Below are 25899 nucleotides of genomic sequence, written 5' to 3' on the forward strand. Positions count from 1 at the left end.
CTTCAGTAGGCGTGACGGTAAATTCCCAGCACGTCCTGCAGGGTCATGTCGACGGGGTTGTTGTCCATCAACCTGCGGATGGCATGGGCATCCTCGGCATAGCGGGTCAGATCGGCCTCGGCTGCTCCGTGTTTGGCAAGCGACATTTCGATGCCGAGCGCCGCGCAGAAATCCGTTGCTGCCTTGCGCAGATCACCGGGCGAGAGATTGTCACGAAGCCCCAACGCTCCAGCCACTTCCGCCGTCTTCGCGGAAACCGCAGGCTGATTGAAGGCCAGCACATGTGGAAAGACGATGGCGTTGGCCAGCCCGTGCGGCAGGCTGAGACGCGTGCCGAGCGGATAGGCGATGGCGTGGCCGGCCGCCGTGTTGACCGGGCCGAGGCAAATGCCGCCATAATAGGAGGCGAGCATCATGCCTTCCCGCGCTTCCGTATCCGAACCGTCGCGAACGGCGCGGGCGAGATATTTCCCGACCAGCGTGAAGCCCATGCGGGCAAAGCCGTCAATCATTGGATGGGCCTTGCGGTTGGTAAAGGCTTCGACGCAATGGGCCATGGCGTCGATGCCTGTTGCCGCAGTTACGGCCGATGGTACGGAGTAGGTGAGTTCCGGATCGAGAATAGCGAAATCCGCGATCAGATATGGGCTTTCGACGGCGATCTTGGTGCCCCTGAGGGGATCGGTGATCAGTGAGCGGATGCCTGCTTCCGAGCCGGTGCCGGCCGTGGTGGCTATCTGCACGAGGCGCGTATCGCGACGGGCGACCTTGTTAGGTCCGGCGACGTCCTCGAGCGTCTGATCTGAATTCCACAATGCGGCGACAAGCTTTGCCACATCCATCACCGAACCGCCGCCGAGGCCGATGATGAGATCGGGCCTGGCAGTGCGCGCCGCGTTGAGAGCGGCGTCCAGTGTCGCCGTATCCGGCTCACCCGGAATGGCGTCGAAGACGGCAAAGGGCCCTTGCAGTTGCAGACGTTCGGCGAATTTTGCCGTCAGCGGCGTTGCGATTACCAGTGTTGAGGCGGTTTTGCCGGCCCAGTCACCAACCTGCGTGACGGTGCCTGCGCCAACCGCGAGCCTGCGCGGCTGGTGGATAAGGATGGGAGCCGTCGACATGGTGCTCATCCCTTTCCACCCTTGCCTGCCACGAGCTTGCGCGCATAGGCGATGGCCGCATTCATGTTGGCGTGATTGGCGATGCCCTTGCCGGCTATGTCGAAGGCGGTGCCGTGATCGACGGAGGTACGGTCTATCGGCAGATCGACGGAGACATTGACGGCGGTGTCAAAGGCGACGAGTTTGATGGGGATATGCCCCTGGTCATGATATTGCGCGACGACAAGATCGAAAGCGCCTGAATAGGCGCGATGGAATACGGTATCGGCGGAAACAGGCCCCTGTACCTCGATGCCTTCGGCGCGTGCGGCCGCAACCGCCGGCGCGATCTGATCGTCGTCCTCGGTGCCGAAAAGACCGTTTTCGCCGCAATGCGGATTGATGCCCGCCACCGCGATGCGGGGTCGTTCGTAGCCGATGCGCTTCAAGTGGGCGTTGCCGGCACGAATGGTGGCCAGCACCCGCTCCGTCGTCGCCCGGCGTATGGCCTCCTGCAGCGAGACGTGGGTCGAAACATGAATGACCTTCAGCCGCTCGGACGCGAGCAGCATATAAGCGGCCGAGGCACCTGTCAGGCTGCGCAGCATGCCGGTGTGGCCGTCATAATGATGACCCGCAAGGTTCAACGCTTCCTTATTGATCGGCGCGGTGACGATGCAGCCGATCCGCCCGGCCTCGGCGTCCCGCACAGCCGTTTCGATGAAGCGGAATGCGGCGTCGCCGGCCACCGGTGAAAGCGTGCCCCAGGGCAAAGGTGCACCCTCAACGGGCAAGTCTGCCACGTGGGGGGCAAGATCGATACCGAGACCGAGAGCCTGCCGTGCTGCCTCCAGCGTGGCGAGGTTTCCGTAAATCCGCGTTGCGGCCTGGTCGGGAGCGGACATTTCAGCAAATGCCCGGACAGTGATCTCGGGACCAACCCCGCAAGGATCGCCCATCGTGATGCCGATAATATTGCTCATCTTTTTCTCCCGTCCGCAGTTTCGGCCCAGCCGGGCTCCAGCCGCACATATTTGATGGCGCGACGATGATAGGTGTAGCTTGCGTGCAGCGCGCCGTCAGGTGTCTCCAGAAGCCATGGATAGGACATTTCCAGGTTTCGGCCATCCGTCGAATCGTTCGACAGACATGTGCCCGGCCCGTTCTCGATCAGGATACGGGTCGGAAAGCTGCGCCCGTCGTCATCGGAAAGGCAGATTGTGACGGGTGCGCGCGGCACCCCCCAGACGGGCACGCATCCGCCGCTTGGATCAGCATCCGGCCTGCCATCGTCCTCTCCGAGTTCGTCATAAAGCGAGGCGCGGCGGTCGCTCGACTGGGCGGCGTTGACGGGATTGCAAATCATCGCCAGCCGGCCGCTACCGAGCCTTGTCACGGCGATGGAAGAATTGTTGTTCGGCACATCGGTCGGATGCGGCCTTGACCATGAGCGACCGCCATCCTTGCTTTCGGTGCGGTAGACAAAATCGGCCTGGCGGCGGCGGAAAAAAGCGGAGTGTTGCCCGTCCGTTCCCGCCACCGGGCTCATATGCACGCAGCCGATCGAGTCCGGCAATTCCTGCAATGTCCATGTCTCGCCATCGTCCGTGGAAATGCCGAGCGCTGCCGTATCGTGGCTGCCGTTCCATTTCTGTCCGGGTCGCTGAACGCAACGGAAGATCGGCAACAGCCACGCTCCATCATCGCGGATGCGCAGCGGCGCGCGGATGAAACAGCCCTTGGGAAGATCGAGAAATCGTCCGTCCTCTGAAATGAGCTTCTCCGGTTCCGACCGATTACGATGGATTTTCGCCATGCGGATGCGGCACTCATCTTGATTGCCGGAGGGCTGGGCGGTGTGAAACAGCCAGAGCGCGCCATCCGGCGAAGTGAAAAAAACAGGATTCTGTTCGGAGTGGGCCGTATCATTACTGAGGCGCTGCGGCGCTCCCCAGCGTCCGGCTCCGGGCGTCAGCACGGATGCGAAGATGGAAATATCCGACTTTCCCTCGAGCGTTCCCCCGAACCATGCGCAGAGCAGCGCGCCATCGTCCAGAAGATGCAGGAAGCTCGCATGGTTCTGGATCATGGGCGATGGCAGAAAGGCTTCACGCCGTTTTTCTGACGTGACGTGGATATCTCCGGTCATGGCCTGAGCGATGTCATCAGGGGTCATCTTGATCTCCTCTTGGGCAGATGAAAATGGCATATTCGAAAAGTTGTCAAGTTTATTATGTAAAAAATATCGTGATATTCATTCGGAGTTTTATATCTAATATGTTGATTTACAACAATAAAAATTATAAACCGAGACTGATCTGAAATCGGTAAGGAAAAATAAATTGACAAAAAATGCGATAGCGTCGATGCTTTGATGACGGGTGGAGGAGACGATCATCCGCACGCCATGCTCCCCGATGCGGGAGACGGGGCCTTCAACTGCCTCTTGCGGTCCACCGCCATGTTGCTGAATTTCTGATCTGGGAGGAGAACGGAATGAAGAAGTCATTGATTGCGGGCGCCCTTGTTTTGGGTTCCCTCAGCGCCGCCGGCTCGCCGGCGTTTGCAGCTTCGGGGCCGATCAAGATCGTGCTGGCGGAAGAAGCGGACCTGCTTGAGCCCTGCATGGCCACGCGCTCCAACATTGGCCGTATCATTATGGAAAATGTCAGTGAGACCCTGACCGAGCTTGATGTGCGCGGCAAGAACGGCGTTCAGCCGCGCCTTGCTGAAAAATGGGAGCAGAACTCGGATGGCAGCTGGCGCTTCCACCTGCGTCAGGGCGTGAAATTTTCCGACGGTACGGATTTTGACGCCAAGGATGTGAAGCACAGCTTCGAGCGCATCATGAGCGACAAGAACGCCTGCGAGTCCCGTCGCTATTTCGGCGGCATGACGGTGACGCCGACGGTTGTCGACGACCATACGATCGATTTCAAGACGGATCCGGCCCAGCCGATCCTGCCGCTGCTGATGTCGCTCGTGACCATCGTTCCCGAAGAAACCAAGATGGAATTCATCCGCGAGCCTGTCGGCACCGGGCCCTACAAGCTGACCAACTGGACTCCCGGCCAGCAGATCGTACTGACGTCGCGTGATGATTATTGGGGCAAGAAGCCGCAGGTCACGGAAGCGACCTATCTCTTTCGCGCCGATCCCTCGGTGCGGGCCGCCATGGTGCAGACTGGCGAGGTCGATCTCTCCCCCTCCATTTCACAGCTAGACGCGACAAATCCGAAGACCGATTTTTCCTATCTCGACAGTGAAACGGTCTATATGCGCCTCGACCATAATATCGCGCCGCTGAACGATGTCAGGGTGCGCCGCGCGCTTAACCTTGCCATCGACAGGCAGGCATTTCTCGGCACGCTGGTTCCCGAAGGAGCGGTCCTGGCGACGGCGCTGGTTCCGCCGACCACGCTCGGCTGGAATCCCGACGTCAAGGTCTTCCCCTATGACCCTGAGGGTGCAAAAAAGCTGCTCGAAGAGGCAAAGGCCGCCGGCGTAAAAGTGGATACACCGATCACCATCATCGCGCGCACGGCGAATTTCCCGAACGTTACCGAGATCATGGAAGCGATCCAGCAGCAATTGCAGGAAGTCGGCTTCAAGATCGACCTGAAATTCGTGGAAGTGGCCGAGCACGAAAGCTATTATTCGAAGCCATTCAAGGAAGGCCGTGGACCGCAGATCGTCGCCGCCATGCATGACAATTCCAAGGGCGACCCGTCCTTCACGATGTTCTTCAAATATGCCACAAAGGGTACCCAGTCCGGCTTTTCTGACAAGAAGGTGGATGATCTGATCGAACGCGCCTCCGCAGCCGTGGGTGACGAGCGCGCCAAGCTCTGGTCCGAACTCATCGCTTATCTGCATGATGACGTGGTAGCGGATGTGTTGCTGTTCCACATGGTCGGTTTCTCCCGTGTCTCCGAGCGGTTGGACTTCAAGCCGACCATTGCCACCAACTCGATGCTGCAGCTTTCGGAAATCGGCATCAAATAAGGTCCCGTGTCCTGTCAATGAAGAAGCGGCGGCGCGGCGGAAGCTTCGCCGCCGCATTGAAAAACCGGAGGCAACAATGCTGAGCTTCATCCGAAAACGTTCCTTTGCGAGCCTGATCTCCCTGATCGGCCTCATCGTGATGGTTTTCTTCCTGTCCCGTCTGACGGGGGACCCTGCGGCGCTGTTTCTGCCGGTGGAAGCGTCCGAGGAATTGAAGCAGCAGTTTCGCGCCTTGCACGGTTTGAACGACCCGCTGATGGTGCAGTTTCTGCGCTATGCCGGCGATGTGATGACGGGTGATCTGGGTGAATCCCTCCGAAAGGCGCGCCCGGCGCTTGATGTGGTGCTGGAGGCTTTCGTCTGGACGCTTTGGCTTGCCGTTATCACCATGTCGCTGGTCACCACGGCGGCCATCATTATCGGCTCGCTCGCGGCGTTCCGTTCCGGCGGCTTTTTTGACCGCGTCGCTTCGAGTATCTCACTCATCGGGGCATCCGTGCCGGATTTCTGGCTGGCGATCGTCGCGATCGTGGTTTTTTCCGTCAACCTGGCCTGGCTTCCCACGTCGGGCACAGGGTCCGTGCTGCACTGGATATTACCTATCGCGGTTCTGTTTGTGCGCCCCTTCGGCATTATCGTGCAGGTGGTGCGCGGCGCGATGATCGGCGCTCTGTCCTCGGCCTATGTCAAAACGGCGCGCGCCAAGGGTGTGAAATCGGGTCCGATCATCTTCATCCACGCCTTGCGCAACGCCATGTTGCCCGTGATCACCGTTATCGGCGATCAGGCGGCGAGCCTTCTCAACGGCGCCGTCGTGGTTGAAACCATCTTTGGTTTCCCCGGCGTCGGCAAGCTGATGATCGATTCCATCCTTCAGCGGGATTTCAATGTGGTGCTGGCCGCCATCCTCGTCACGGCGTTGGCCATCTTCCTGATGAACCTTCTGATCGATATCGCCTATGCCCTGCTCGATCCGCGCATCCGGCACTGAGGAGGTCGTCCAGCCATGAGCCTTATGAACGCCGATACTGAGATCATCGATGAACCGTCTTTCGCGACCCGCATGCTGCGCATGTTGTGGGCGGACAAGTTTGCGCTCTGCGCGGCCATCTTTCTCATCATTGTCGTCATTCTCGCTTTTGTCGGCCCGGCCTGGCTCGGCGATCTCGCGACAAAACAGAACCTGCGCGGGCGCAACCTGGCACCGTTCGACTGGCAGCGCGAGTGGTATTTCTGGCTGGGGGCGGATGCACTCGGCCGCCCGCTTCTCGCGCGCATCGTCGCCGCCACACAAAACACGATGATGATCGCCGCCGGCGCGGTTTTTCTCTCCGCCGTCACCGGAACTGTACTCGGCCTCATCGCCGGTTTTTCCTCCAGCCGCACCGGCCAGATCATCATGCGGCTTGCGGATGTGATCATGTCCTTTCCATCGCTGCTGATTGCGGTCATCGTGCTTTATCTGCTGGGCTCCTCCATCCTCAACCTGATGCTGGTACTCGCCATCACACGGATTCCCGTTTATATCCGCACCACCCGGGCGGAGGTGCTGGAGGTGCGCGAACGGATGTTCGTGCAGGCGGCAAGGGTCATGGGCGCTTCGGGAAAACGCGTCCTCTTCCGCCACATCCTGCCCGTGGTGCTGCCGACGCTGACGACCTTGGCAACGCTTGATTTCGCTTATGTCATGCTCGCGGAAAGCGCGCTGTCCTTCCTCGGCATCGGCATTCAGCCTCCGGAAATCACCTGGGGCCTGATGATTTCGCAGGGGCGGCAATATCTCACCAATGCCTGGTGGCTGTCCTTCTGGCCGGGGCTCGCCATCATTCTCACCACCCTGTCGCTCAACCTGCTGTCCAACTGGCTGCGCATCGCGCTCGACCCGGTGCAGCGCTGGCGACTGGAAATGAAGGGCCGTAAAAATGGCTGATCATCTTCTCGAGGTGCGCAATCTTTCCGTGGAATTCCACACCGTGAGCGGTGTCGTGCATGCGGTGAAGGATGTCTCCTACCATATCGACCGAGGTGAGACGCTGGCGATCCTTGGCGAAAGCGGTTCCGGCAAGTCGGTATCCTCGTCGGCCATCATGAACCTCATCGACATGCCGCCCGGCCGCATCGGCGGTGGAGAAATATTGCTCGACGGCAAGGACCTGCTGACCATGCCGACCGAGGCGCGCCGCGAGATCAACGGCCGGCGCATCGCCATGATCTTTCAGGATCCGCTCAGCCATCTCAACCCGGTTTATACTGTTGGCTGGCAGATCCGCGAGGCAATGACCACCCATGGCATGAGCAAGGCCGCGGCAGAAGCGGAAGCGAGGCGGCTTATGGCGCGTGTGGGCATTCCCGATCCTGACAGGGCGCTGACGAAATATCCGCATGAATTTTCCGGCGGCCAGCGCCAGCGCGTGATGATCGCCATGGCGCTGGCGTTGCGCCCCGATCTTCTGATCGCCGACGAACCCACCACCGCGCTCGACGTGACGGTGCAGGCGGAAGTTCTTTCGCTGCTCAGGGAACTGCAGCGGGAAACGGGCATGGCGGTGCTCATCATTACCCATGATCTCGGCGTAGTGGCCGAAATTGCCGACCGGGTCGTGGTGATGGAGAAGGGCGTTCTGGTAGAGGCCGGGACCGTTCGCGAGGTTTACAGCAATCCGCAGCACCCCTACACCCGCAAGCTGATCAACGCCGCCCCCGGCCGGGGCGAGATGCATGAGCCGAAAGCAACGGGTGAGCCATTGCTCAGCGTACGCAATGTGCGCAAGCGTTACGGCGCCTTCGAGGCGTTGAAAGGTGTCTCTTTCGACCTGATGGCCGGAGAAACCATCGCCGTCGTCGGCGAAAGCGGTTCCGGCAAGTCGACGCTCGCCCGCATCCTGCTGCGGCTCGATGAGCCGGATGCCGGCAGCGCCGTCTGGAAGGGGCGTGACCTGTTCAGGCTGTCGCCAGCGGAGCTTTATGCGCTTCGGCGCGATCTGCAGATGGTTTTTCAGGACCCTACCCAGTCGCTCAATCCCCGCATGACGGTGTTCCAGCTGATTTCCGAAGCCTGGGTCATCCATCCGGACATAGTGCCGAGGGCGAAATGGCGTGAACGGGTTGGCGAATTGCTGCAGCAGGTCGGTCTTTCACCGGATCATATGCGCCGGTATCCGCATCAGTTTTCCGGCGGCCAGCGGCAGCGCATCGCCATTGCCCGGGCGCTGGCGCTGGAGCCGAAGCTGATCATCTGCGACGAAGCGGTTTCTGCACTCGACGTTTCGGTTCAGGCGCAGGTCATTGCGCTGCTGGACAAGCTGCGCCGCGAAATGGGCCTCTCTTTCATCTTCATCGCTCACGACCTGCCGGTGGTGCGGGATTTTGCCGATCACGTCATGGTCATGCAGCGCGGGGAGGTGGTGGAATTCGGCACCGTCCGCCAGATTTTCGAAGCGCCGGGCGAGGCTTACACGCGCGCGCTTCTTTCAGCCAGTCTCGACCCCGACCCTGGCAGGGAGGCCGGGCATAATGCTGCGTCGCCTGTCCAGGCCACGGGAAATTCAAGCGGAGTTCTTTCATGAGCAAACAAGCCTTCGTTGCGCTCGTCACCTGTTTTAATGAAGACGAAACCATCAATTATGAGGCGACGCGTGCGCAGGTGCGCCGCCAGGTGGCCGCCGGCAACAACATCATGTGCGCCGGTACCAACGGCGATTTTACCGCGCTGACGCATGATGAAAAGATCCGGCTGACGGAGGAGGTGGTGGATGAGGTGGCCGGCCGCGCCAGGGTCATCGTGAATGCTGGCATGCCGGCCACCTTCGAAACCCTGCAGCTCGCGAGATCCTTCGACCGTATCGGTGTCGACGGCATCGCCGTCATCACGCCCTTCTTCATCGCCTGTACGCAGGATGGCCTGATCCGCCATTTCTCGACGGTGGCCGACGCTGTCGACACGCCGGTCTATCTCTATGACATTCCCGCCCGCACCCAGAACCATATAGAACCGGAAACCGCCCGCAAACTCGCCACTCACGGCAATATCGCCGGCATCAAGGATTCCGGCGGTGCACAGCAGACGCTCGAAGCCTATCTTCGGGTGGCGAAGGATGTGCCCGGCTTCGAGGTCTATTCCGGCCCGGACAATCTTGTTCTGTGGTCGCTGCAGAACGGTGCGGCAGGCTGCATTTCCGGTCTCGGCAACGCACTTCCGGACGTCCTCGCCGGCATTCTCGATGCTTTCAACGCCGGCGACATCGCCGAAGCCGAACGCCAGCAGGCCATTTATGCGGCATTCCGCACCGATCTCTATGCGCTCGGTTTCGCGCCGGCCATGGTGAAACGTTCGCTTTATCTCCAGGACCCTTCCGTCGGCGCCAGCCGACAGCCGGCGCTCCTGCCGGATCCTGATCAGGATGACCGGATCATTGACATCCTCCGGCGCTATCAGCGCCTGTAGACCCGATCGATCAATCACACGCGCCTGGCAAAATCCGAAGCGTGTCATCAGTAAATATCGGCAAAAACAATCAAACTCCAACCCCATTCCGTGAGCTCGTTCAAGACGAATAATTTGTGACACAAACGCGAAATTCCGCTTGTCAGCCCGGCCATTGATGTTTAAGAGGAGCGCGCAACGCAAGCGTTCGCGCATGCGGAGAGGTGGCAGAGTGGTCGAATGCACCGCACTCGAAATGCGGCATACCTGCAAGGGTATCGTGGGTTCGAATCCCACCCTCTCCGCCATTGATGCAAAAAAGCGTAATTTATCAATGTGTTGTAATTAATTTGCGCCTTCGCCCCACAAAATGACCCACATAATTGTTGTGTGAGGATCATCATCGTTGGCTTGGCTGTTAGATAAGTGTCGCGAACGTCGCACCGTGGGTAAAGTCTTCGTGCCTAGGCCCCGAAAAAGTTCGCTTTGCGCTCTTGGTTGACCAAAGAGTGCAGTGGCGTGTCCGCCATCAACGCCTATGAGACAGAACTGGTTTAATTGAGAAGAGAGGATTTTCGGCTCATCGTAGCTCATTCAAAGGAAGCGAAGATGAGACAGAAAACCGGGCCGCAGACATCGTCGGCCGAGAAGACGATCAAGGATATTCGCCGCGCGACGCGCAAGCTGCATTCGTCGGAGGAGAAAATTCGCATTGTGCTGGAAGGTCTGCGCGGTGAAGACAGTATTGCCGCGATCTGCCGCCGCGAAGGGATCGCCGAGAGCCTGTATTATAGCTGGTCGAAGGAATTCCTCGAAGCTGGCAAGAAGCGGCTTGCTGGTGACACCGCCCGTTCGGCCACCAGTGACGAGGTCAAGGCGCTGCGCCGTGAAAGCCGCGACCTGAAAGAGGCGCTGGCCGACCTCACCCTGGAAAACCGCCTGCTTAAAAAAAGCATGATCGCGGATGGGGGCGACGAAGAATGAGATATCCCGCCACCGAAAAGCTCGAGATCATCCGGCTTGTCGAGGGGTCTCATCTGCCAGCCAGGCAAACCCTCGACAAGCTCGGCATTCCAAGACCAACCTTCTATCGCTGGTATGATCGCTTCCAGACCCACGGTGTTGAGGGGTTGGAAGACCGGACATCCGCGCCGTCACGGGTGTGGAACCGTATCCCCGACGATATCAGGGATCGCATCATCACACTCGCGCTCGATCATGCCGATCTGTCGCCACGCGAGCTGGCGGTGAAGTTCACCGACATGGAAAGCTATTTCGTCTCAGAGGCTTCGGTCTACCGCCTACTCAAGGCCCATGACCTGGTCACCTCGCCAGCCTATATCGTCATCAAGGCCAACAACGAGTTCAAGGACAAGACCACGCGGCCGAACGAGATGTGGCAAACCGACTTCACCTACCTGAAGGTCATCGGCTGGGGCTGGTTTTACCTGTCGACCATCCTCGACGATTATTCCCGCTACATCATTGCGTGGAAGCTGTGCACCAGCATGAAAGTCGATGATGTCACCGACACGCTCGACCTGGCACTGGCCGCCTCAGGCTGCGACAAGGTCAAGGTCGAACATAGGCCGCGCCTGCTGTCCGACAACGGTCCGTGTTACGTCGCTTCCGATCTCGGTGAATGGCTTGAGAAATACAAGATTGACCAGGTCCATGGCGCTCCCGGCCATCCGCAAACACAGGGCAAGATCGAACGCTGGCATCAGACGCTGAAGAACCGCATCCTATTGGAAAACTACTTCTTCCGGGAAGACCTCGAAGCTGAGATCGCGGCTTTCGTCGAGCATTACAACCATCGCCGATACCACGAGAGCCTCGACAATCTCACGCCCGCCGACGTCTACTTCGGACGCGGCCAAACAATCCTGCTCGAACGTGAAAGGATCAAACGAGAAACCATCAGACAGCGCCGCTTGAACCACCAGGCCAAAGCGGCTTAAATTAACCAGCTAACCGAGCCCGAAACTCCATTCTTCCAAAGCCCAAAAAGTCTCAAATCATTCGACGACGGACAGCTTCTCCGCGCCTTCGTAGCTCAAGTATATGCCACCGATCATCAGGAGCGGTGTGGTGAGCCAGGGAGCGAAATATCCGAGGACGAGAGCGATGGGCAGGAGGAAGATCAGCTTGTTTTTAAGCGATCCAAGCGCAATTTTGCCAATGATCGGCAGTTCACGCGCGGGAGCCAGACCGACGACGTAGGCCGGCGTGACGGCGGTGTCGTCGATCACGACACCTGCCGCCTTCACACTGGCTTTGGCAGTCTGGGTTGCGACGTCGTCGAGGGACGCGGAGGCAGCCTTAGCTATCGCTGCCACGTCGTCAAACAATGCGATCAATCCGGTAGCCAATTTAACTCCTGAACAGGTTCAGCGTTGTCCGTGATTTGGGGCCGTTGCACAGAATGGAGAGTAAAGGTTGCTCGATATATCACAGCCATCCTGTCTTCTTGAACCGGTAATAAAGTATCGCGCAAAGGGTGATGATTACGGCGATCACGACATAATAGCCGTATTCCGATTTCAGTTCCGGCATGTGCTCGAAGTTCATTCCATAAATGCCGGCGATCGCCGTCGGGACAGCCAGGATCGCGGCCCAGGCTGCAAGCTGGCGGGTGATCATACCCTGGCGTTGCTGTTCGAGAAGGTTGGAGGCCTCGAACACGGAAGTGATAACTTCCCGCAAGCCTGACATCATGAATTCGACGCGCCGTACATGGTCAAGCACGTCCCGAAAATAGGCTTTGGCGTTCTCGTCAATACAGGGCAGCTCCAGATTGGCGAGCTTGCCAGCGACCTCCTCCATCGGGCCCAGAATGCGCTGAAAGCGGATCACCTGCCGTCGCATGCGGAAAAGCCGTCTGATCTGCTCCCGTTCGAGAAATGCAATCAGCATGTGCTTTTCCATCTCAAGCACCTTGTCCTCCAGCGTCTCGACCATCGGCAGATAGCCGTCGACGACGAAATCGATGATACCGTGCAGGACATAGTCCGGGCCATGTTCGAGGAGTTGCGGAGACTGTTCGAGATGCTCCCTCAATTCCTTGTGGGAGCGTGCCGAACCATGCCGGACCGAAATCACATGGTGCCGTCCGACGAAAATACAGGTTTCGCCATAGGCAATCTTGTCGCCCTCAAGATGAGCGGTCTTGATGATGACGAAGAGCTGATTGCCGTACACCTCAACTTTCGGCACCTGCCTCCCGTTCAGTGCGTCTTCGACGGCAAGCGGATGCAGGTCAAACATCGACTTCAGGCTCGCCATTTCCTCGACGGTCGGGTCGGTGATACCGATCCAGGCAAACTCGCCGTCCCTCTCGGGGAACGGTCGGCCAGTCAAGGGGAGTTCTTCGGCACGCTTGCCAAGGCGGTAGATGTAGGAAGCTATAACTGTCATGAAAACCGCAGTGAGTTAACCGTCATGATTTGGTATTCTGATATCATAGTGACAAGATGGAACGGGCGATATCCTATCCGTAGCGAATCTGCACACCAGCGTCATTGGCAGAATCGCAGCGTCACGGCGCGTCCATCGAATGTAAGTTTGCCGTCACTGGAACAGTCCGCGCTGCACACCGTTATAAACCGGCGCTGCAAAGGGTGGCGTTGGAGATGGTTTGCATGAACAGTCGCATTTGCATTATCGGTTCGGGGCCTACCGGAATCTTTTCCCTTCAGCGACTTATTCATTCTCCTTCCCCAATGAGTATTACTGTTTTCGAAGCGGAAATGTTGGCAGGGAAGGGAACGCCCTATCTTCCCGGCTCAAATGATCCTGTCATGCTTTCCAACATTCCGAGCATCGAGATACCGCCGTTGCCGCTGTCACTGGTGGAATGGCTATCTCGCCAGGAAGACGATTACCTTAACCGTTTTGCCATTGTGCGCGATGCCATCAGCGAGCGTGCGTTTTACCCGAGGTTGGTTCTCGGTGATTATTTTCAAGAGCAGTTCAGTGCGCTTGTGGATTATGGAGTCGAGAAAGGTCACCAGATCGATATCCGCCCCGGGCACCGCGTCAGTGATATATCGCTCGACGTCGACCATATCCGAATTTGCGTCGAAAGCCCTGACGGAAAGTTCGACGCGATCTATGACCACGTCGTGATGGCAACGGGCCATAATTGGCCTGAGAAGACCGAAGTGCAGCCAGGCTACTTTGCGTCTCCGTGGCCCGCTTCCGCGCTCAAAAGTTCCTGCTATGGAAGGCTTGGGATACTTGGGACGTCACTCAGCAGTATCGACGCGCTTTTGACCGTCGCGGTATCCTGCGGCTCGTTTGTTTATGACGACACGGGAGCAATGAGGTTTCACGCATCCACCGGGCACGAAAACTTCACAGCCGTGATGATGTCCCGCAAGGGACTGTTACCGGAGGCGGATTTCTATTGCCCGCTTCCCTACCGGACACCGAGTGTTTGCACGCAGGAAGCTGTCAATGGAGAAATCGAGATTGGCTCTGCCGGTTTGCTCGACAGGGTTTTCGAGCTCTTCAAGCGGGAAATCGCGACCGCCGATCCTGACTACGCAGCCGAAATAGGGCTAAATTGCCTGACGGCAGACACCTTTGCTGACGCATATTACTCTCGCCGGTCGGGAGTGGATCCGTTTGTCTGGGCAGCAGCAAACCTAGCCGAAGTCGAACGCAACGCAGAGCTGCGGTTCACTGTGCCTTGGCGCTACGCCATACTCATCACACATGAAATCATCGCCAGAGCAATCCCGCACCTGGACACGCGTGACCTAGCGCGGTTCAACCGATCGTTTAAAAGTATATTCATCGATGAATATGCGACCGTACCCCACCTTTCGATCAAGCGTTTGCTTGCGCTTCGAAACGCTGGCAGGTTGGAAATTATCGCGCTGGGAGAAGATTACGCAATAGACACGTGTGGCCTTGCGCGGGGCGCCAGAGTGACCACGGCCGGCTCGGAAGAAGTCTTCGAGAGTTTCATCGATGCGACCGGCCAAACGGCGTTATCGGCACGGGACCTCCCGTTTCCTTCGCTCGTGAAGCAGGCAGCCGTCAAACCGGCTGTCACGCGCGTGGCTTCGACTGGATTTATAGCCGATACGACAGGCCTCAACTTCAAGAGGACAGGCGGTATCGAGGTCGACGAATGCTATCGTCCACGCGATACCGGCTTGTTATCCAACCGGCTTTATTGCGTGGCAATACCATTCCTGTTGCATAAGAACCCCTTTGTACAGGGTATCACCAGCGCCGCTGAGTTAGGGCAGGCGGCCGCGGAGGCTATCCTCGACGATATTCGGGCGACGACAGCCGACTTGCTGCTCACAGCCTGACATAGCGGACAGAATAGATATGACGGTCACTTTTCGCTCAAAACACGTTATTGGGAAAGTCGCTGAGATCTGGCGTTTCCCGGTAAGCTCGCTTGGTGGAGAACGATGCAAATGCGCCGAAATAGAGCCAGGGGGCATCGTCGGCGACAGGCGTTTTGCGCTGTTCGACAGTGCATCCGGCATCGCCGCAGCGCCGGAAAAAGACGTTCGATGGCGGCCGGCACTTTTCCTCCGCAGCGCCATTGATGATGGCGGTGTGCGGATCACCTTTCCAACTGGGTGTAATTTCCATATTGAAGATCCTCAATTGCGACTGGAACTTTCGAAGTATTTCGGGTTCGACGTCGGTATCGGAAGTTACATCGATGCTGACCCGCTTGCCCCTTCTCTTCCCACTGTTGAGAACCGATACTCGAGATCGGCACTTCACTTGGTCACCACTTCGTCACTGGCTGAGCTTCAACAAATGTCATTGGACAGTACGGTTGACCGTTTGCGCTTTCGGCCAAATATTCTACTCGAAACCAGTAATGTGACAGGTTTTGCTGAGTTTCAATGGATCGGTAAGGTCATCAGTTTCGGGCTGGCGGAGGTCGAGGTGACAGACCTCACAAAACGATGCGGAATGATCCTTGCCGCACAGCCTGATCTGCCGGAACAGCCGGAGATTCTCAGAACGGTATTGAGAAAAGCAGGTCGCGCATTCGGAGTTTACTGCGAACCTGTCAAAATAGGAAATATCGAATCCGGCCAGCGCGCAGAGTTGATTTCCGACTAGTCATTCCAAGGGTCGATTTCCAGGGATTAAAAGCAGGCCGAAAACCCTATAAATTATGCGGTATTTTACGCCATTTCTTCTCTTCAGTAGCGCGACATTGGCTTTTGGTCATTCCGCCATCGATGGCGTCTTGAACTGGTCGCCCGGCGCAGATGGTAAGCCGAGGTTGTTCCGGAGCTTGATGACAAGACTGTCGGGGTTGAGACTTCTCCGAACGCGCGTCCTGTAGTAGAAGAAAAGGCAGCGGTTCGAGAAGGCGAAGTCTCGCAGGCGGAGCCTCCGGCAAGGCAGTTGAACCGCCTTGATGAACTGAGGCAGGAGCGCGAAGACAAGCGCGATCGAGACGACCAGGAACGGTAAGATGAACGGAAAAAGCTTGCTTCACATGTACCACGAGCAGAAATTGGCGGACGAGTTTGCGCGTGATCGCAATCCTGAGGTGCCAGCGATTTTTGTTGCGGTCGCACTGTTCGTTGTAGTGTTCGTGGTGGGTGCAGCGCTCGACACCGCTTGGGTCTACCTACAGCAATGGTATCACGTCGCCACCAGCTACTGGCCGTCCCGATGAGTAATGAAAGCCGGGTTAGCCCGGCTTTCTGATTTTGAACGCACGAGAGCCCTCGATTGCAGACGGACGACCCTCCTTCGTACAGCTTTACCGCGCAAGTCGTGATGCCTCGCGTGGGATCCACAATGATCACAACCGCTTACGTCATCGACGCCAAAGGCCTTTTGGTGACGCAAGCAGGATCCGTCCGTCTCATCCCGTGGACCTCTATTCGGTTCATACACGTTCACGTAACGAGTGGGGTCGGCTCCACCGGTTTTCCCGTCTACAGCGCCCGTTTGCGGATGCTCTTCGCGTCGAGGGAGATATCCTCGCTGCATTGGCAGGGAGAGGCACGTACCGATCAATCAGCGGGCTACGTTCGCTTCATGGAAGAACTTATTCCATTTGCAATCGCCCGTAACCCGCGGATTCGCCTCCGACACGGTGGCGACCCTATGCTCGAGGCAGCGATCCCGACGGTGCTCTTTCTCGTCTCCATGCCATTCTTGTTGATACCGTTCTTGATCGTTAAACCGCTTGGTGCTCTTGTTTCCGGCTTCAAATTTTCCGGGTTGAACAAATTCGGAACCAGGCCCGTAGTTGCTGCGATCATCGCGGGGCTTGGTGTGGCGCTCAACATGCTTCCCTGGTCGACCGGCAAGCAGTTCAAGGTCGACGATCTGCCAACCGCAGAACTTCCGCCGAAATATCGGAAAGCTCGCGTCTCATCTCATGTGGGATGAAAGCGCGGGTAGTTCCATAATAGAGCTTAGCCCGAGGGAGTCTGGAAACGTTCATGCTGACAGTTGCAGTCGGGAGCAATGGACGGTCGGTCGAAAACTGGTTCGCCGATTATCGGTGCTCATCATTATGGCTTCGGCTCGATGTCACTGCTCAAGCTGTGAAACCAGCGCCTGCATGTTCACACGCAGTCCGTCAGGACCGTAATTGATCCCGACGCCCCCCTTCCCGGGAGGCCCATGCGGATCAGAACATCGGGTGAGGCAGGTCTTATCCGCCACGGGCGTGGGACACCAGCAGGGGCACGACTTCGCGCTCAAGCCGCTCGACAGACCAGCTGTGCACAGGAGCGGATACGACGATGGCTCCCGCCGGACGACCCTCTGGCCCTGGTACCGCAGCGGCAACATTTACCTCGTCGCGGATCGACTGGCGATCCGTGAAAGCCACGCCTCGAACGCTTGCCTCCAGAATCTCTGTGCGGATTTGGTCCTTGTTCGTAACGGTAAAGGGAGTACCGGGCTGGACGGGGCTTTCCGAAAGAATTCTGTCAATCTCTCCAGGTGGCAGCCACGACAGGATCGCCCGACCACCGGAAGATGAAACGGCCGGAAGTCGCCTGCCCGGATAGGCGGTTCTGAAAGCCGGTTGTGGTCGGCTTTGAACATGCAGCAGGTGGATGATTTCCGTGCCATCCAGGATGCAGAAGGAACAACGCAGCCCGCATTCTTCCCGCAGCCTTATAAGCCGAGGCCATACCGACCGGAGCAACGCGTTTCCCATCTGGAAACGATAAAGAAGATCAAGCGCCCGCTCCGAGACATGGAAAGCGCGTTTGGGCTGGTCTTTCTTCAGATAGCCCAGTCCCGCCAGCGTATCTGTAATGCGCTGGACAGTCGGCACCGGAAAACCGGTCTGCTGTGAAAGTTGCGTCAGGGTGAGCAGCGGCGTTTGTGGGTGGAAAAACTGCAATAAATGCAGGCTTTTGGAAACTGCGGTCACCGCGAGCGGATCATTCTCGTCGTCGACCAGCGGCCACAGCGTGCGTGGATTTGGCTCGAGGTTGGCCGGGCGTACCGCCCGTGTCACCATCAACTCCCCCATGCGTGAGACGGTTTCGCAAAGTTGCCCGGTCACCGTGCCTGCTGCCTCTGTGTCTACAGGACCGGAAAGCGAAATCGCAGCAAGGGGCTGGCCGGCTGCATCGCGAAAAGCGGTCGCAATGACTTGGCGGGATCCGCCTTCGACAGTACCGTCAAAGGAAAATCCCATGCTGCGCTCAGAGGCTATCCGCTCGCGCAGCAAACCCGCGTCGCCTGTCCATGTTGCCAGAAATGTATCGAGTGTTGTCGCATCCATAAGAGACAACAGCGCCCGGCCTGGCGCGGTCTCGGCAAGTGCGACGCGGCTGCCAACCGGGGCAAGTGCCAGGGATGCGGCGGGTGACGGGACCCGGGCCAGCGTAACAGCGGTCTTGCCGTCGAGGAGCCAGAGGTCGGTGCTGAGGCCGGTGCGTGCATTCAGTTCGACGACCAGCGGCATCACGAGATCGATCAACTCGTTGCTGTAAAGATAGACATGTGCGGGATAACACGCCCGGTGCCCGAGAGAAAGGACACCGCTCAGTGCGTCGCGTTCAAGCCAATGAGATTTGACAAGTGTATGGACCAGACGCTGGGCGCTGGACCGGTTCATCCCTCCTCGCCTCGCAACATCGGCAATTCTCAGTTCAGGCGTTTCCGGCCCGAACATCTCAAGCACGGCAAATGCCTTTTCCAGCGCGGCAATGCGGGCCCGGTGATCGGATCCTTCTGAGGGTTTGGTAAAATTCATTTTGCGACGCAGCAAGATCGTTGACAAGGCTTTCAACGAACCTATAATCGATAGTCGAGAATAGCAATCGCATCGCGGTAAAATAATCCTAAGGGGAACGCCTTGCACTCTATGCCAATCGGAATGACGTCATAGTCAGCTATGCCCACATGCTCGCCATGTGACAGTAAGCTGAACCTTGCAAGCCTCTCGCGTTGCGGTCTCACAGCCGCAGTTGCGCAAGGTATTGCAGTCGTATGTTTCGCCGCACCTTTGCGGCGGTACAAGTGCTCTTCGCTGCGCAAACTTTGAGGGATCGCAGCGACATTATCGAAAACGGTCCGGATCGGAAGGGTGCCGTGCGCTTGCGTGCGGGCCAATGCCCGCGCGTTTCGGTCGCTACCTGCCAAACAAAAAAGGGAACAGCGAAATCATGCACGCTCAGTTGACCAGAAAAGCAAGCCGGGCAAGAAGCCGGCTCGTTGCGGCGATCATCGCCCTTTCAGCCTGTGTTGCGGGCTTTGGAACGGATGCCTCGGCCACAACAATGATGGCCGTACCGCATTCTGGCCTGCGTATTCTCGATCCGATCATCACGACCGCTCATATCGTACGCAATCACGGCTACATGATCTATGACACGCTGCTGGCGCTTGATGCCGATTTCAAACCGCAGCCCCAGATGGCTGACTACACTGTTTCGGATGACAAGCTGACCTATACATTCACGCTGCGCGACGGTCTGAAATGGCACGACGGCACACCTGTGACAGCAGAAGACTGCATTGCCTCGCTTCAGCGCTGGGGCAAGCGGGATACTTCCGGTCAGATCCTCTTCGACAAGACAGAAAGCCTGACGGCTACGGACGACAGGACCTTTGTTTTCAAGCTGAAGGAACCCTTCGGCTTCTTGCCCGACGTTCTGGCCAAGCCGTCTTCGGTCGTGCCGTTCATGATGCCGAAACGTATTGCCGCAACCCCGGCCGATACCGCCATTACCGAATTTGTCGGTTCCGGCCCCTTCAGGTTCGTCACGGCCGAGTACCAGCCGGGCGTCAAGGCGGTCTATGAAAAATTCACCGATTACGTACCGCGCAACGAGCCTGCGAGCTGGCTGGCCGGCGGAAAGGTGGTCAAGGTCGACCGTGTGGAATGGTTGAGCATGCCCGATGCCCAGACCGCAATCAACGCTATCCAGTCCGGGGAGATCGACTATATCGAAGCTCCGCCGGTTGATCTTCTACCACTTGTCGAGAGCAATGACGAACTGACCGTCAAGACGCTAAACACGCTTGGCTCGCAGACCATGGGCCGCATGAATTTCCTCTACCCGCCATTCGATAACAAGAAGATCCGCCAGGCTGCTCTCAAAGCGATGAACCAGAAGGATGTTCTCGACGCGCTGATCGGCAATCCGGACTACTACACCATCTGCGGCTCCGTCTTCGGCTGCGGTACGCCGCTTGAAGCACTGGCCGGTTCGGAAAGCCTGACCGGCGCGGGCGATATGGAAAGCGCAAAGGCACTCCTCAAGGAGGCCGGTTACGACGGAACTCCCGTTGTCATCCTTCAGCCAACCGACGTCGTGACCGTCAAGGCCCAGCCCGTCGTGGCGGCGGCTGCGCTGAGGAGTGCGGGCTTCAACGTAGAACTTCAGCCCATGGACTGGCAGACGCTCGTCACTCGCCGCGCCTCGCAGAAGCCGGTGGCTGAGGGTGGCTGGAACATGTTCTTCACCAACTGGATTGTGCCGGAAATCATGACGCCGCTTAACAATCCGATGTTGAACGGTCGCGGCGCCAAGGGATTTTTTGGCTGGCAGACAGACGAGAAGCTGGAAGCGTTGCGCGCCAAATACATCGCCGCGGCGACAGCTGAAGAGCAGAAGGCTGCGGCCGCCGAGCTTCAGGCCCATGCCATGGACGAGGTCAGCTACGTTCCGCTTGGCCAGTACAAGAACCCCTCCGTGTGGCGCAACCAGCTTTCCGGCTTCCTGGAATCGCCGGTTCCCGTGTTCTGGAACATCGAGAAAACAGAAGACTGAGCCTCGTGGAAGAACATGGCGGCATCCTGTGGATGCCGCTGCCCTGCCTGCCCAACCGACGTGAGGATGCTTATGCTCGCCTATACGTTCCGCCGAATTCTGGCCTCCGTTCCGGTAATGATCACGGTAGCCGTCTTCGTTTTTCTCCTGCTGCGCATAACGCCCGGCGATCCGGCCGCCATCATCGCCGGCGACATGGCCACGCCAGAGCAGCTTGAGAAAATCCGCGCTGCCCTCGGCCTCGACAAACCAATCGTCGTGCAGTTCGTCTCGTGGTTCTGGTTGCTTCTCCAGGGCGACCTTGGCGTGTCGCTGATTTCCAATACGCCAGTCACTGCGATGATCGGCAAGCACATCGAACCGACCGTGAGCCTTGCGCTCGTCACGATCGTCCTGTCGGTGCTGATTGCCGTTCCACTTGGGGTCATCGCTGCGTGGCGCCACGGCACGTGGATCGACTATGCCGTCATGACGGTGTCGGTCGTCGGCTTCTCCGTGCCGGTTTTCGTGATCGGCTATATCCTCATCCAGGTCTTCGCCATCGACCTCAAATGGTTTCCGGTGCAGGGCTTCCGGAGCATCACCAAGGGCGTCGGTCCTTTCGCGGAACGCGCCATTTTGCCGGCCCTCACACTTGCTTCCATTTATATCGCGCTGATCGCCCGCATGACACGCGCCTCCGTGCTCGAAGTGCTGGGCGAGGATTATGTGCGAACCGCCCGCGCAAAAGGGCTGAAGGAAAATACCGTCCTGTTCCGCCACGCGCTGCGCAATGCCGCGGTTCCTGTGCTCACCATTATCGGCACCGGCTTTGCGCTGCTTATTTCCGGCGTCGTGGTAACGGAGAGCGTATTCAACATACCCGGCATTGGAAGGCTCACGGTCGATGCCATTCTTGCCCGCGATTACCCTGTCATTCAGGGCATGATCCTGCTGACAAGCGGTATCTATGTGATGGTCAATCTCCTCATCGACCTCTCCTACTCCTTCTTCGACCCGAGGATACGGTACTGATGGCCAATTCCACGCTTTTTGGTGCCGCCATGCGGCTGCCCGTTTTCGCCGGCAGAAAAAAACGCGGACAAGCTGTCCTCGTCCCTGCCATCGCGCTTGCAATTCTTATCCTGATCATTCTCATGGCTGTTCTCGCGCCATGGCTTGCTCCGCATGATCCCGTGGCCATGACGCCCTCTGCCCGCCTCAAGCCCGCCAGCGATATCTACCCGCTCGGTTCCGATGCCTACGGACGGGACCTGCTGTCGCGTGTGCTCTACGGGGCTCGCATCTCCCTTTTTATTGGTATCGGAGCGACTGTCATCTCGGTGGCTGTCGGACTGGGGATTGGCCTGGTCTCGGGCTTCTTTCGGTTCCTCGACGCCGTGGTCATGCGGATCATGGACGCACTGATGGCAATTCCAAGCCTGCTGCTCGCTATCGCCGTGGTTTCGCTCACCGGGGCAAATATCTGGACCGTCATGTTCGCCATTACTGTCCCGGAAATTCCTCGTGTGGTGCGTCTTGTTCGCTCGGTGGTGCTGACTGCACGCGAAGAGCCCTACGTCGAGGCCGCGATCGCTGCCGGTTCGGGCCTTCCGAAAATCCTCTGGCGGCATCTGATGCCGAATACCCTGGCGCCGCTCATCGTGCAGGCCACCTATGTCTGCGCCTCGGCGATCCTTACAGAAGCGATCCTGTCTTTCCTCGGGGCTGGTGTATCCACGGAAATACCGACATGGGGAAATATCATGGCCGAGGGACGCGCCTATTTCCAGATCAATCCGCAACTGATCTTCTGGCCAGGTCTGGTGCTCTCGCTCTGCATTCTCTCCATCAACCTTCTCGGTGATACGGCGCGCGATCTGCTCGATCCGCGCATGAAGAAAAGGGAGGCCGCGAAATGACGGCTGTTGCATTCGATCCCGCCACCGCGTCCGAGGTATTGCGCGTCGAGAATCTCGTCATCCGCCTGACCGGAGACGATGACAGCGTGCCGGTCCTCAACGGCATTTCGATCACCATCCGAGCCGGAGAAACTGTGTGCCTTGTGGGCGAGAGCGGTTCTGGCAAATCGGTGACCTCGCTCGCTACGATGGGGCTCCTGCCGCGAAATTCTCTTGAACCTGCAGGGGGTACAATCCTCTTTGAAGGTGAAGACCTCCTCAAGGCCGACGCCGGTCGCATGCGGGCACTGCGCTCGAAAAATATTGCCATGATTTTCCAGGAGCCGATGACAGCACTCAACCCGGTGCTGACGGTTGGCAGGCAGATTTGCGAGGTGCTTCAGGAGCACACGACGCTTTCAGCAAGAGAGCAGAAGATCGCCGTTCTTGAGATGATGCGGGAAGTGCATCTGCCCGATGTCGAGCGGATATTCGCAGCCTATCCCCATCAGCTCTCGGGTGGACAGCGCCAGCGTATCATGATCGCCATGGCCTTGATCCTCAAACCCAGACTGCTGATCGCCGACGAACCGACCACAGCCCTTGATGTGACGACCCAGAAGCAGATTCTCAAGCTCATCAATGAACTTCAGGAAAAGCAGGGTACCGCCGTTCTCTTTATAACCCACGACATGGGCGTAGTGGCCGAGATTGCAGACGCCGTCTACGTGATGAACCGTGGCAATCTCGTCGAGAGTGGTCCGGTCGACAGGATTTTAAGCGCGCCGGAAATGGACTATACCCGCACGCTTCTTTCTTCCGTGCCAAGCCTTCAACCGCGCGAGCCGCGCCCCGCGCTCTCGGACGAGGTCGTGCTCTCGGCCTCGGAGCTTGAGAAGGTGTATGGCAAAAAAGGCTTTTTCGGAAAAACCGCGGCCGGAACAAAAGCCGCGACGGATGTGTCCTTCACACTGAAGAAGGGTCGTACTCTCGGTATCGTCGGTGAAAGCGGCTCTGGCAAGTCGACCGTCGCTCGCTGTATTATGCGGCTGATCGATCCCACCTCCGGCTCGATCCGCATTTCCGGACAGGAAATCGCCGATTTCTCCCGCCGGACCCTGCAGCCATATCGCCAGCATATCCAGATGGTGTTTCAGGATCCCTATCGCTCGCTCAACCCGCGTATCACGGTGGGGGAAAGCATCATTGAAGGGCCAGTAAATTACGGTACGCCGAGGCGGGACGCCCTGAAGCGAGCGCGCGAACTTCTCGCAATCGTCGGCCTGCCCCCGGATGCAGTGGGCCGCTATCCTCACCAGTTCTCAGGCGGCCAGCGCCAGCGCATCGCGATCGCCCGTGCCGTTGCCATGAACCCGAAGGTTCTCGTGGCCGACGAGGCAGTGTCGGCACTCGACGTATCGGTTCAGGCACAGGTACTCGACCTTCTTGCGGACTTGCAGGAAAAGCTCGGTATTTCCATCCTGTTCATCACGCATGATCTTCGCGTTGCCGCCCAGATATGTGACGACGTGATCGTTATGCAGAAAGGTCGCATTGTGGAATATGCCAGCGGCTACGAAGTGCTCACCAGTCCGGTTCATGCATACACCCGCCAGCTTATCGATGCCGCCCCGGGGCGGCATTGGGATTTCGCCAATTTCCGGCCGCTTGCCCCCGAAGCTGCATAATTTCCAGGAGAATGACCGATGACGTCCCGGCGTGTCGCCTTTGCCGGTTTCATTCATGAGACCAATACATTTGCTCCCACCAAAGCCACTTATGACGCCTTTCTGAAGGGATCGGGCCATCTGCCGCTCTGCCGCGGCGAGGAGATGATCGCTCTCGTCCGGGGCGCCAATACCGGTATCGAGGGCGCGCTCGATTACGCCCGGCAAGCAAACTGGGAAGTTGTTCCTATACTGCGGGCAAGCGCCGTTCCTTCTGCTCAAGTTACCGAGGATGCTTTCGAGCGCATTGCCGGTGAGATCGTTGCCGGCATCGTGGCAGCGCTGCCCGTCGACGGAATCTACCTCGATCTTCATGGAGCCATGGTCTGTGAACATTTGGACGATGGCGAGGGCGAACTTCTCGCACGCATCAAAAGCGCAGTCGGCCACGACATCCCCGTCGCTGTCAGTCTCGACCTGCACGGCAACATAACCAGGCGGTCGGTCGACGACGCCGATGTCATGATCGGCTACCGCACCTATCCGCATGTGGACATGGCCCTGACTGGCAAACGTGCCGCGGGTTTGCTTGACCGCCTGATGGATGGTGAGCGTTTTGCGAAGTCCTATCGTCAGATCGACTATCTGATCCCCATATCGTGGCAATGTACTGAGATGGAGCCGGCGCAATCCATCTACGCCCGCCTCGCAGGACTGGAGGAAGAGAAAACAATTGTCTCGCTCTCCTTCTTTCCCGGCTTCCCGGCTGCCGATTTCAACGATTGCGGTGCGACTGTTCTCTCCTATGGAACGACGCAGGAAGCAGCTGATCTTGCCGCCGACGAGCTGAAGGCCCTGATCGACGGCAGCGAGCCCGCCTTTGCCGGGCGCGTCTACAGCGCTGATGAGGGCGTAAAGGAGGCAATACGTCTTGCCGCAAACGCCGCAAAGCCTGTCGTGCTTGCGGATACTCAGGACAATCCCGGGGCCGGTGGCGATTCCGATACGACCGGAATGCTGCGGGCTCTCATCGACAACGGTGCACAGAACGCAGCACTTGGCCTGCTCTATGACCCTGAGGCTGCGCTGGCAGCACAGGCAGCAGGCGTCGGCGCAACGATCCGCATCGCGCTCGGTGGAAAATCCGGCATTCCCGGTGACGAGCCGCTTGAGGCCGAGTTCATCGTCGAAGCATTGTCCGACGGGTTGACACGCGTCACCGGTCCCTACTACGGCGACACCCTGATGCGGCTTGGACCTTCAGCGTGCCTCAGGATCGGTGGCGTTCGCGTAGCCGTAGCCTCTCACAAGGTGCAGATGGCCGACCGCGGCCTGTTCCGTTATCTCGGCATCGAGCCGAAAACGTCGAGCATTCTCGTCAACAAGAGCTCGGTGCACTTCCGCGCAGATTTCGAACCGTTTGCCGAGACAATTCTCGTTTGTGCCGCACCCGGTCCAATGGCCGTTGACCCGGCTGCCCTTCCATGGAGGAGGCTTCGCCCGGGCGTCCGCCTCTCCCCTCTCTCTGTCGCTCTCTCCTGATCCGTCACTTTTTTGATTTCAAGGATACAG

General features: G+C 58.3%; 20 protein-coding genes, 1 tRNA gene and 1 pseudogene. 16 read left to right on the forward strand and 6 right to left on the reverse strand.

The window, feature by feature from the left end; all coding sequences use genetic code 11:
- Nucleotides 1-2: 2 nt before the first annotated feature.
- From BTN45_RS19450 to BTN45_RS19460, 3 genes are read right to left on the reverse strand one after another with little or no spacing between them, the layout of a single operon-like run.
- Nucleotides 3-1130: an iron-containing alcohol dehydrogenase gene (locus tag BTN45_RS19450; RefSeq protein WP_207590631.1), complete on the reverse strand. Its 1128-nt coding sequence runs from the start codon at nucleotides 1128-1130 to the stop codon at nucleotides 3-5.
- Nucleotides 1127-2083 carry a 4-hydroxythreonine-4-phosphate dehydrogenase PdxA gene (pdxA, locus tag BTN45_RS19455; RefSeq protein WP_207590632.1) on the reverse strand — a complete coding sequence of 319 codons (957 nt, stop codon included), beginning with the start codon at nucleotides 2081-2083 and terminating at the stop codon, nucleotides 1127-1129. Before pdxA ends, BTN45_RS19450 begins: the two co-directional genes overlap by 4 nt.
- The gene (locus BTN45_RS19460; protein ID WP_207590633.1) at nucleotides 2080-3276 is read right to left on the reverse strand and encodes an exo-alpha-sialidase; all 1197 of its coding nucleotides are present in this window, start codon (nucleotides 3274-3276) and stop codon (nucleotides 2080-2082) included. Before BTN45_RS19460 ends, pdxA begins: the two co-directional genes overlap by 4 nt.
- Before the next feature lie 320 nt (nucleotides 3277-3596).
- Between BTN45_RS19460 and BTN45_RS19465 the strand changes: the two genes are divergently transcribed.
- From BTN45_RS19465 to BTN45_RS19495, 7 genes are all read left to right on the forward strand, one after another.
- The gene (locus tag BTN45_RS19465) at nucleotides 3597-5105 is read left to right on the forward strand and encodes an ABC transporter substrate-binding protein (RefSeq protein WP_207590634.1); all 1509 of its coding nucleotides are present in this window, start codon (nucleotides 3597-3599) and stop codon (nucleotides 5103-5105) included.
- Between the two features lie 76 nt (nucleotides 5106-5181).
- Nucleotides 5182-6096 carry an ABC transporter permease gene (locus tag BTN45_RS19470; RefSeq protein ID WP_044459550.1) on the forward strand — a complete coding sequence of 305 codons (915 nt, stop codon included), beginning with the start codon at nucleotides 5182-5184 and terminating at the stop codon, nucleotides 6094-6096.
- A 15-nt stretch (nucleotides 6097-6111) separates the two neighbouring features.
- A complete protein-coding gene (locus BTN45_RS19475) occupies nucleotides 6112-7035 on the forward strand; it encodes an ABC transporter permease (RefSeq protein WP_207590635.1) in 924 nt (307 codons plus the stop codon).
- Entirely contained in the window at nucleotides 7028-8671 is a 1644-nt protein-coding gene (locus BTN45_RS19480; protein WP_207590636.1) for an ABC transporter ATP-binding protein, read from the forward strand. Before BTN45_RS19475 ends, BTN45_RS19480 begins: the two co-directional genes overlap by 8 nt.
- On the forward strand, nucleotides 8668-9549 hold the full coding sequence (locus BTN45_RS19485; protein ID WP_207590637.1) for a dihydrodipicolinate synthase family protein: 882 nt from the start codon (nucleotides 8668-8670) through the stop codon (nucleotides 9547-9549). Before BTN45_RS19480 ends, BTN45_RS19485 begins: the two co-directional genes overlap by 4 nt.
- A gap of 197 nt (nucleotides 9550-9746) precedes the next feature.
- Nucleotides 9747-9836 (forward strand) — tRNA-Ser (locus BTN45_RS19490).
- Between the two features lie 301 nt (nucleotides 9837-10137).
- Nucleotides 10138-11489 (forward strand): IS3 family transposase gene (locus BTN45_RS19495; RefSeq protein WP_111794956.1). Its coding sequence is split into 2 segments (ribosomal slippage): nucleotides 10138-10474 and nucleotides 10474-11489, totalling 1353 coding nucleotides; the frame shifts between segments, so codons are not numbered across the junction.
- 60 nt (nucleotides 11490-11549) lie between these two features.
- On the opposite strand, the pseudogene BTN45_RS19500 reads toward BTN45_RS19495, so the two are convergent.
- Nucleotides 11550-11900, reverse strand: a pseudogene (locus BTN45_RS19500) (DUF808 family protein); the annotation flags it as partial.
- A 79-nt stretch (nucleotides 11901-11979) separates the two neighbouring features.
- Nucleotides 11980-12945, reverse strand: coding sequence for a magnesium and cobalt transport protein CorA (locus BTN45_RS19505; RefSeq protein ID WP_022563344.1), 966 nt, complete (start codon nucleotides 12943-12945; stop codon nucleotides 11980-11982).
- 224 nt (nucleotides 12946-13169) lie between these two features.
- Between BTN45_RS19505 and BTN45_RS19510 the strand changes: the two genes are divergently transcribed.
- The 4 genes from BTN45_RS19510 (at nucleotide 13170) to BTN45_RS19525 (ending at nucleotide 16926) form a co-directional block, all read left to right on the forward strand.
- Entirely contained in the window at nucleotides 13170-14855 is a 1686-nt protein-coding gene (locus tag BTN45_RS19510) for an FAD/NAD(P)-binding protein (protein WP_207590639.1), read from the forward strand.
- A 19-nt stretch (nucleotides 14856-14874) separates the two neighbouring features.
- The gene (locus tag BTN45_RS19515; RefSeq protein ID WP_207590640.1) at nucleotides 14875-15633 is read left to right on the forward strand and encodes an MOSC N-terminal beta barrel domain-containing protein; all 759 of its coding nucleotides are present in this window, start codon (nucleotides 14875-14877) and stop codon (nucleotides 15631-15633) included.
- Between the two features lie 361 nt (nucleotides 15634-15994).
- A complete protein-coding gene (locus tag BTN45_RS19520) occupies nucleotides 15995-16201 on the forward strand; it encodes a hypothetical protein (RefSeq protein ID WP_207590641.1) in 207 nt (68 codons plus the stop codon).
- 125 nt (nucleotides 16202-16326) lie between these two features.
- Entirely contained in the window at nucleotides 16327-16926 is a 600-nt protein-coding gene (locus BTN45_RS19525; protein WP_004437405.1) for a hypothetical protein, read from the forward strand.
- A gap of 268 nt (nucleotides 16927-17194) precedes the next feature.
- Here BTN45_RS19525 and BTN45_RS19530 read toward each other — a convergent pair whose 3' ends face one another.
- Entirely contained in the window at nucleotides 17195-18865 is a 1671-nt protein-coding gene (locus BTN45_RS19530) for a helix-turn-helix domain-containing protein (RefSeq protein WP_152625438.1), read from the reverse strand.
- Nucleotides 18866-19169: 304 nt separating this feature from the next.
- Between BTN45_RS19530 and BTN45_RS19535 the strand changes: the two genes are divergently transcribed.
- From BTN45_RS19535 to BTN45_RS19555, 5 genes are all read left to right on the forward strand, one after another.
- The gene (locus tag BTN45_RS19535) at nucleotides 19170-20780 is read left to right on the forward strand and encodes an ABC transporter substrate-binding protein (protein ID WP_004437412.1); all 1611 of its coding nucleotides are present in this window, start codon (nucleotides 19170-19172) and stop codon (nucleotides 20778-20780) included.
- Between the two features lie 72 nt (nucleotides 20781-20852).
- A complete protein-coding gene (locus BTN45_RS19540; protein WP_004437414.1) occupies nucleotides 20853-21794 on the forward strand; it encodes an ABC transporter permease in 942 nt (313 codons plus the stop codon).
- Between the two features lie 29 nt (nucleotides 21795-21823).
- On the forward strand, nucleotides 21824-22681 hold the full coding sequence (locus tag BTN45_RS19545; protein WP_223215483.1) for an ABC transporter permease: 858 nt from the start codon (nucleotides 21824-21826) through the stop codon (nucleotides 22679-22681).
- Nucleotides 22678-24348, forward strand: a complete 1671-nt coding sequence (locus BTN45_RS19550; protein ID WP_207590643.1) for an ABC transporter ATP-binding protein — start codon at nucleotides 22678-22680, stop codon at nucleotides 24346-24348. The genes BTN45_RS19545 and BTN45_RS19550 overlap by 4 nt, the downstream gene beginning before the upstream one ends.
- A gap of 18 nt (nucleotides 24349-24366) precedes the next feature.
- Entirely contained in the window at nucleotides 24367-25869 is a 1503-nt protein-coding gene (locus BTN45_RS19555) for a M81 family metallopeptidase (protein ID WP_207590644.1), read from the forward strand.
- Nucleotides 25870-25899: the final 30 nt, after the last annotated feature.

The organism is Rhizobium sp. ZX09 (genome assembly GCF_017357485.1).
Lineage (GTDB): Bacteria > Pseudomonadota > Alphaproteobacteria > Rhizobiales > Rhizobiaceae > Agrobacterium > Agrobacterium pusense.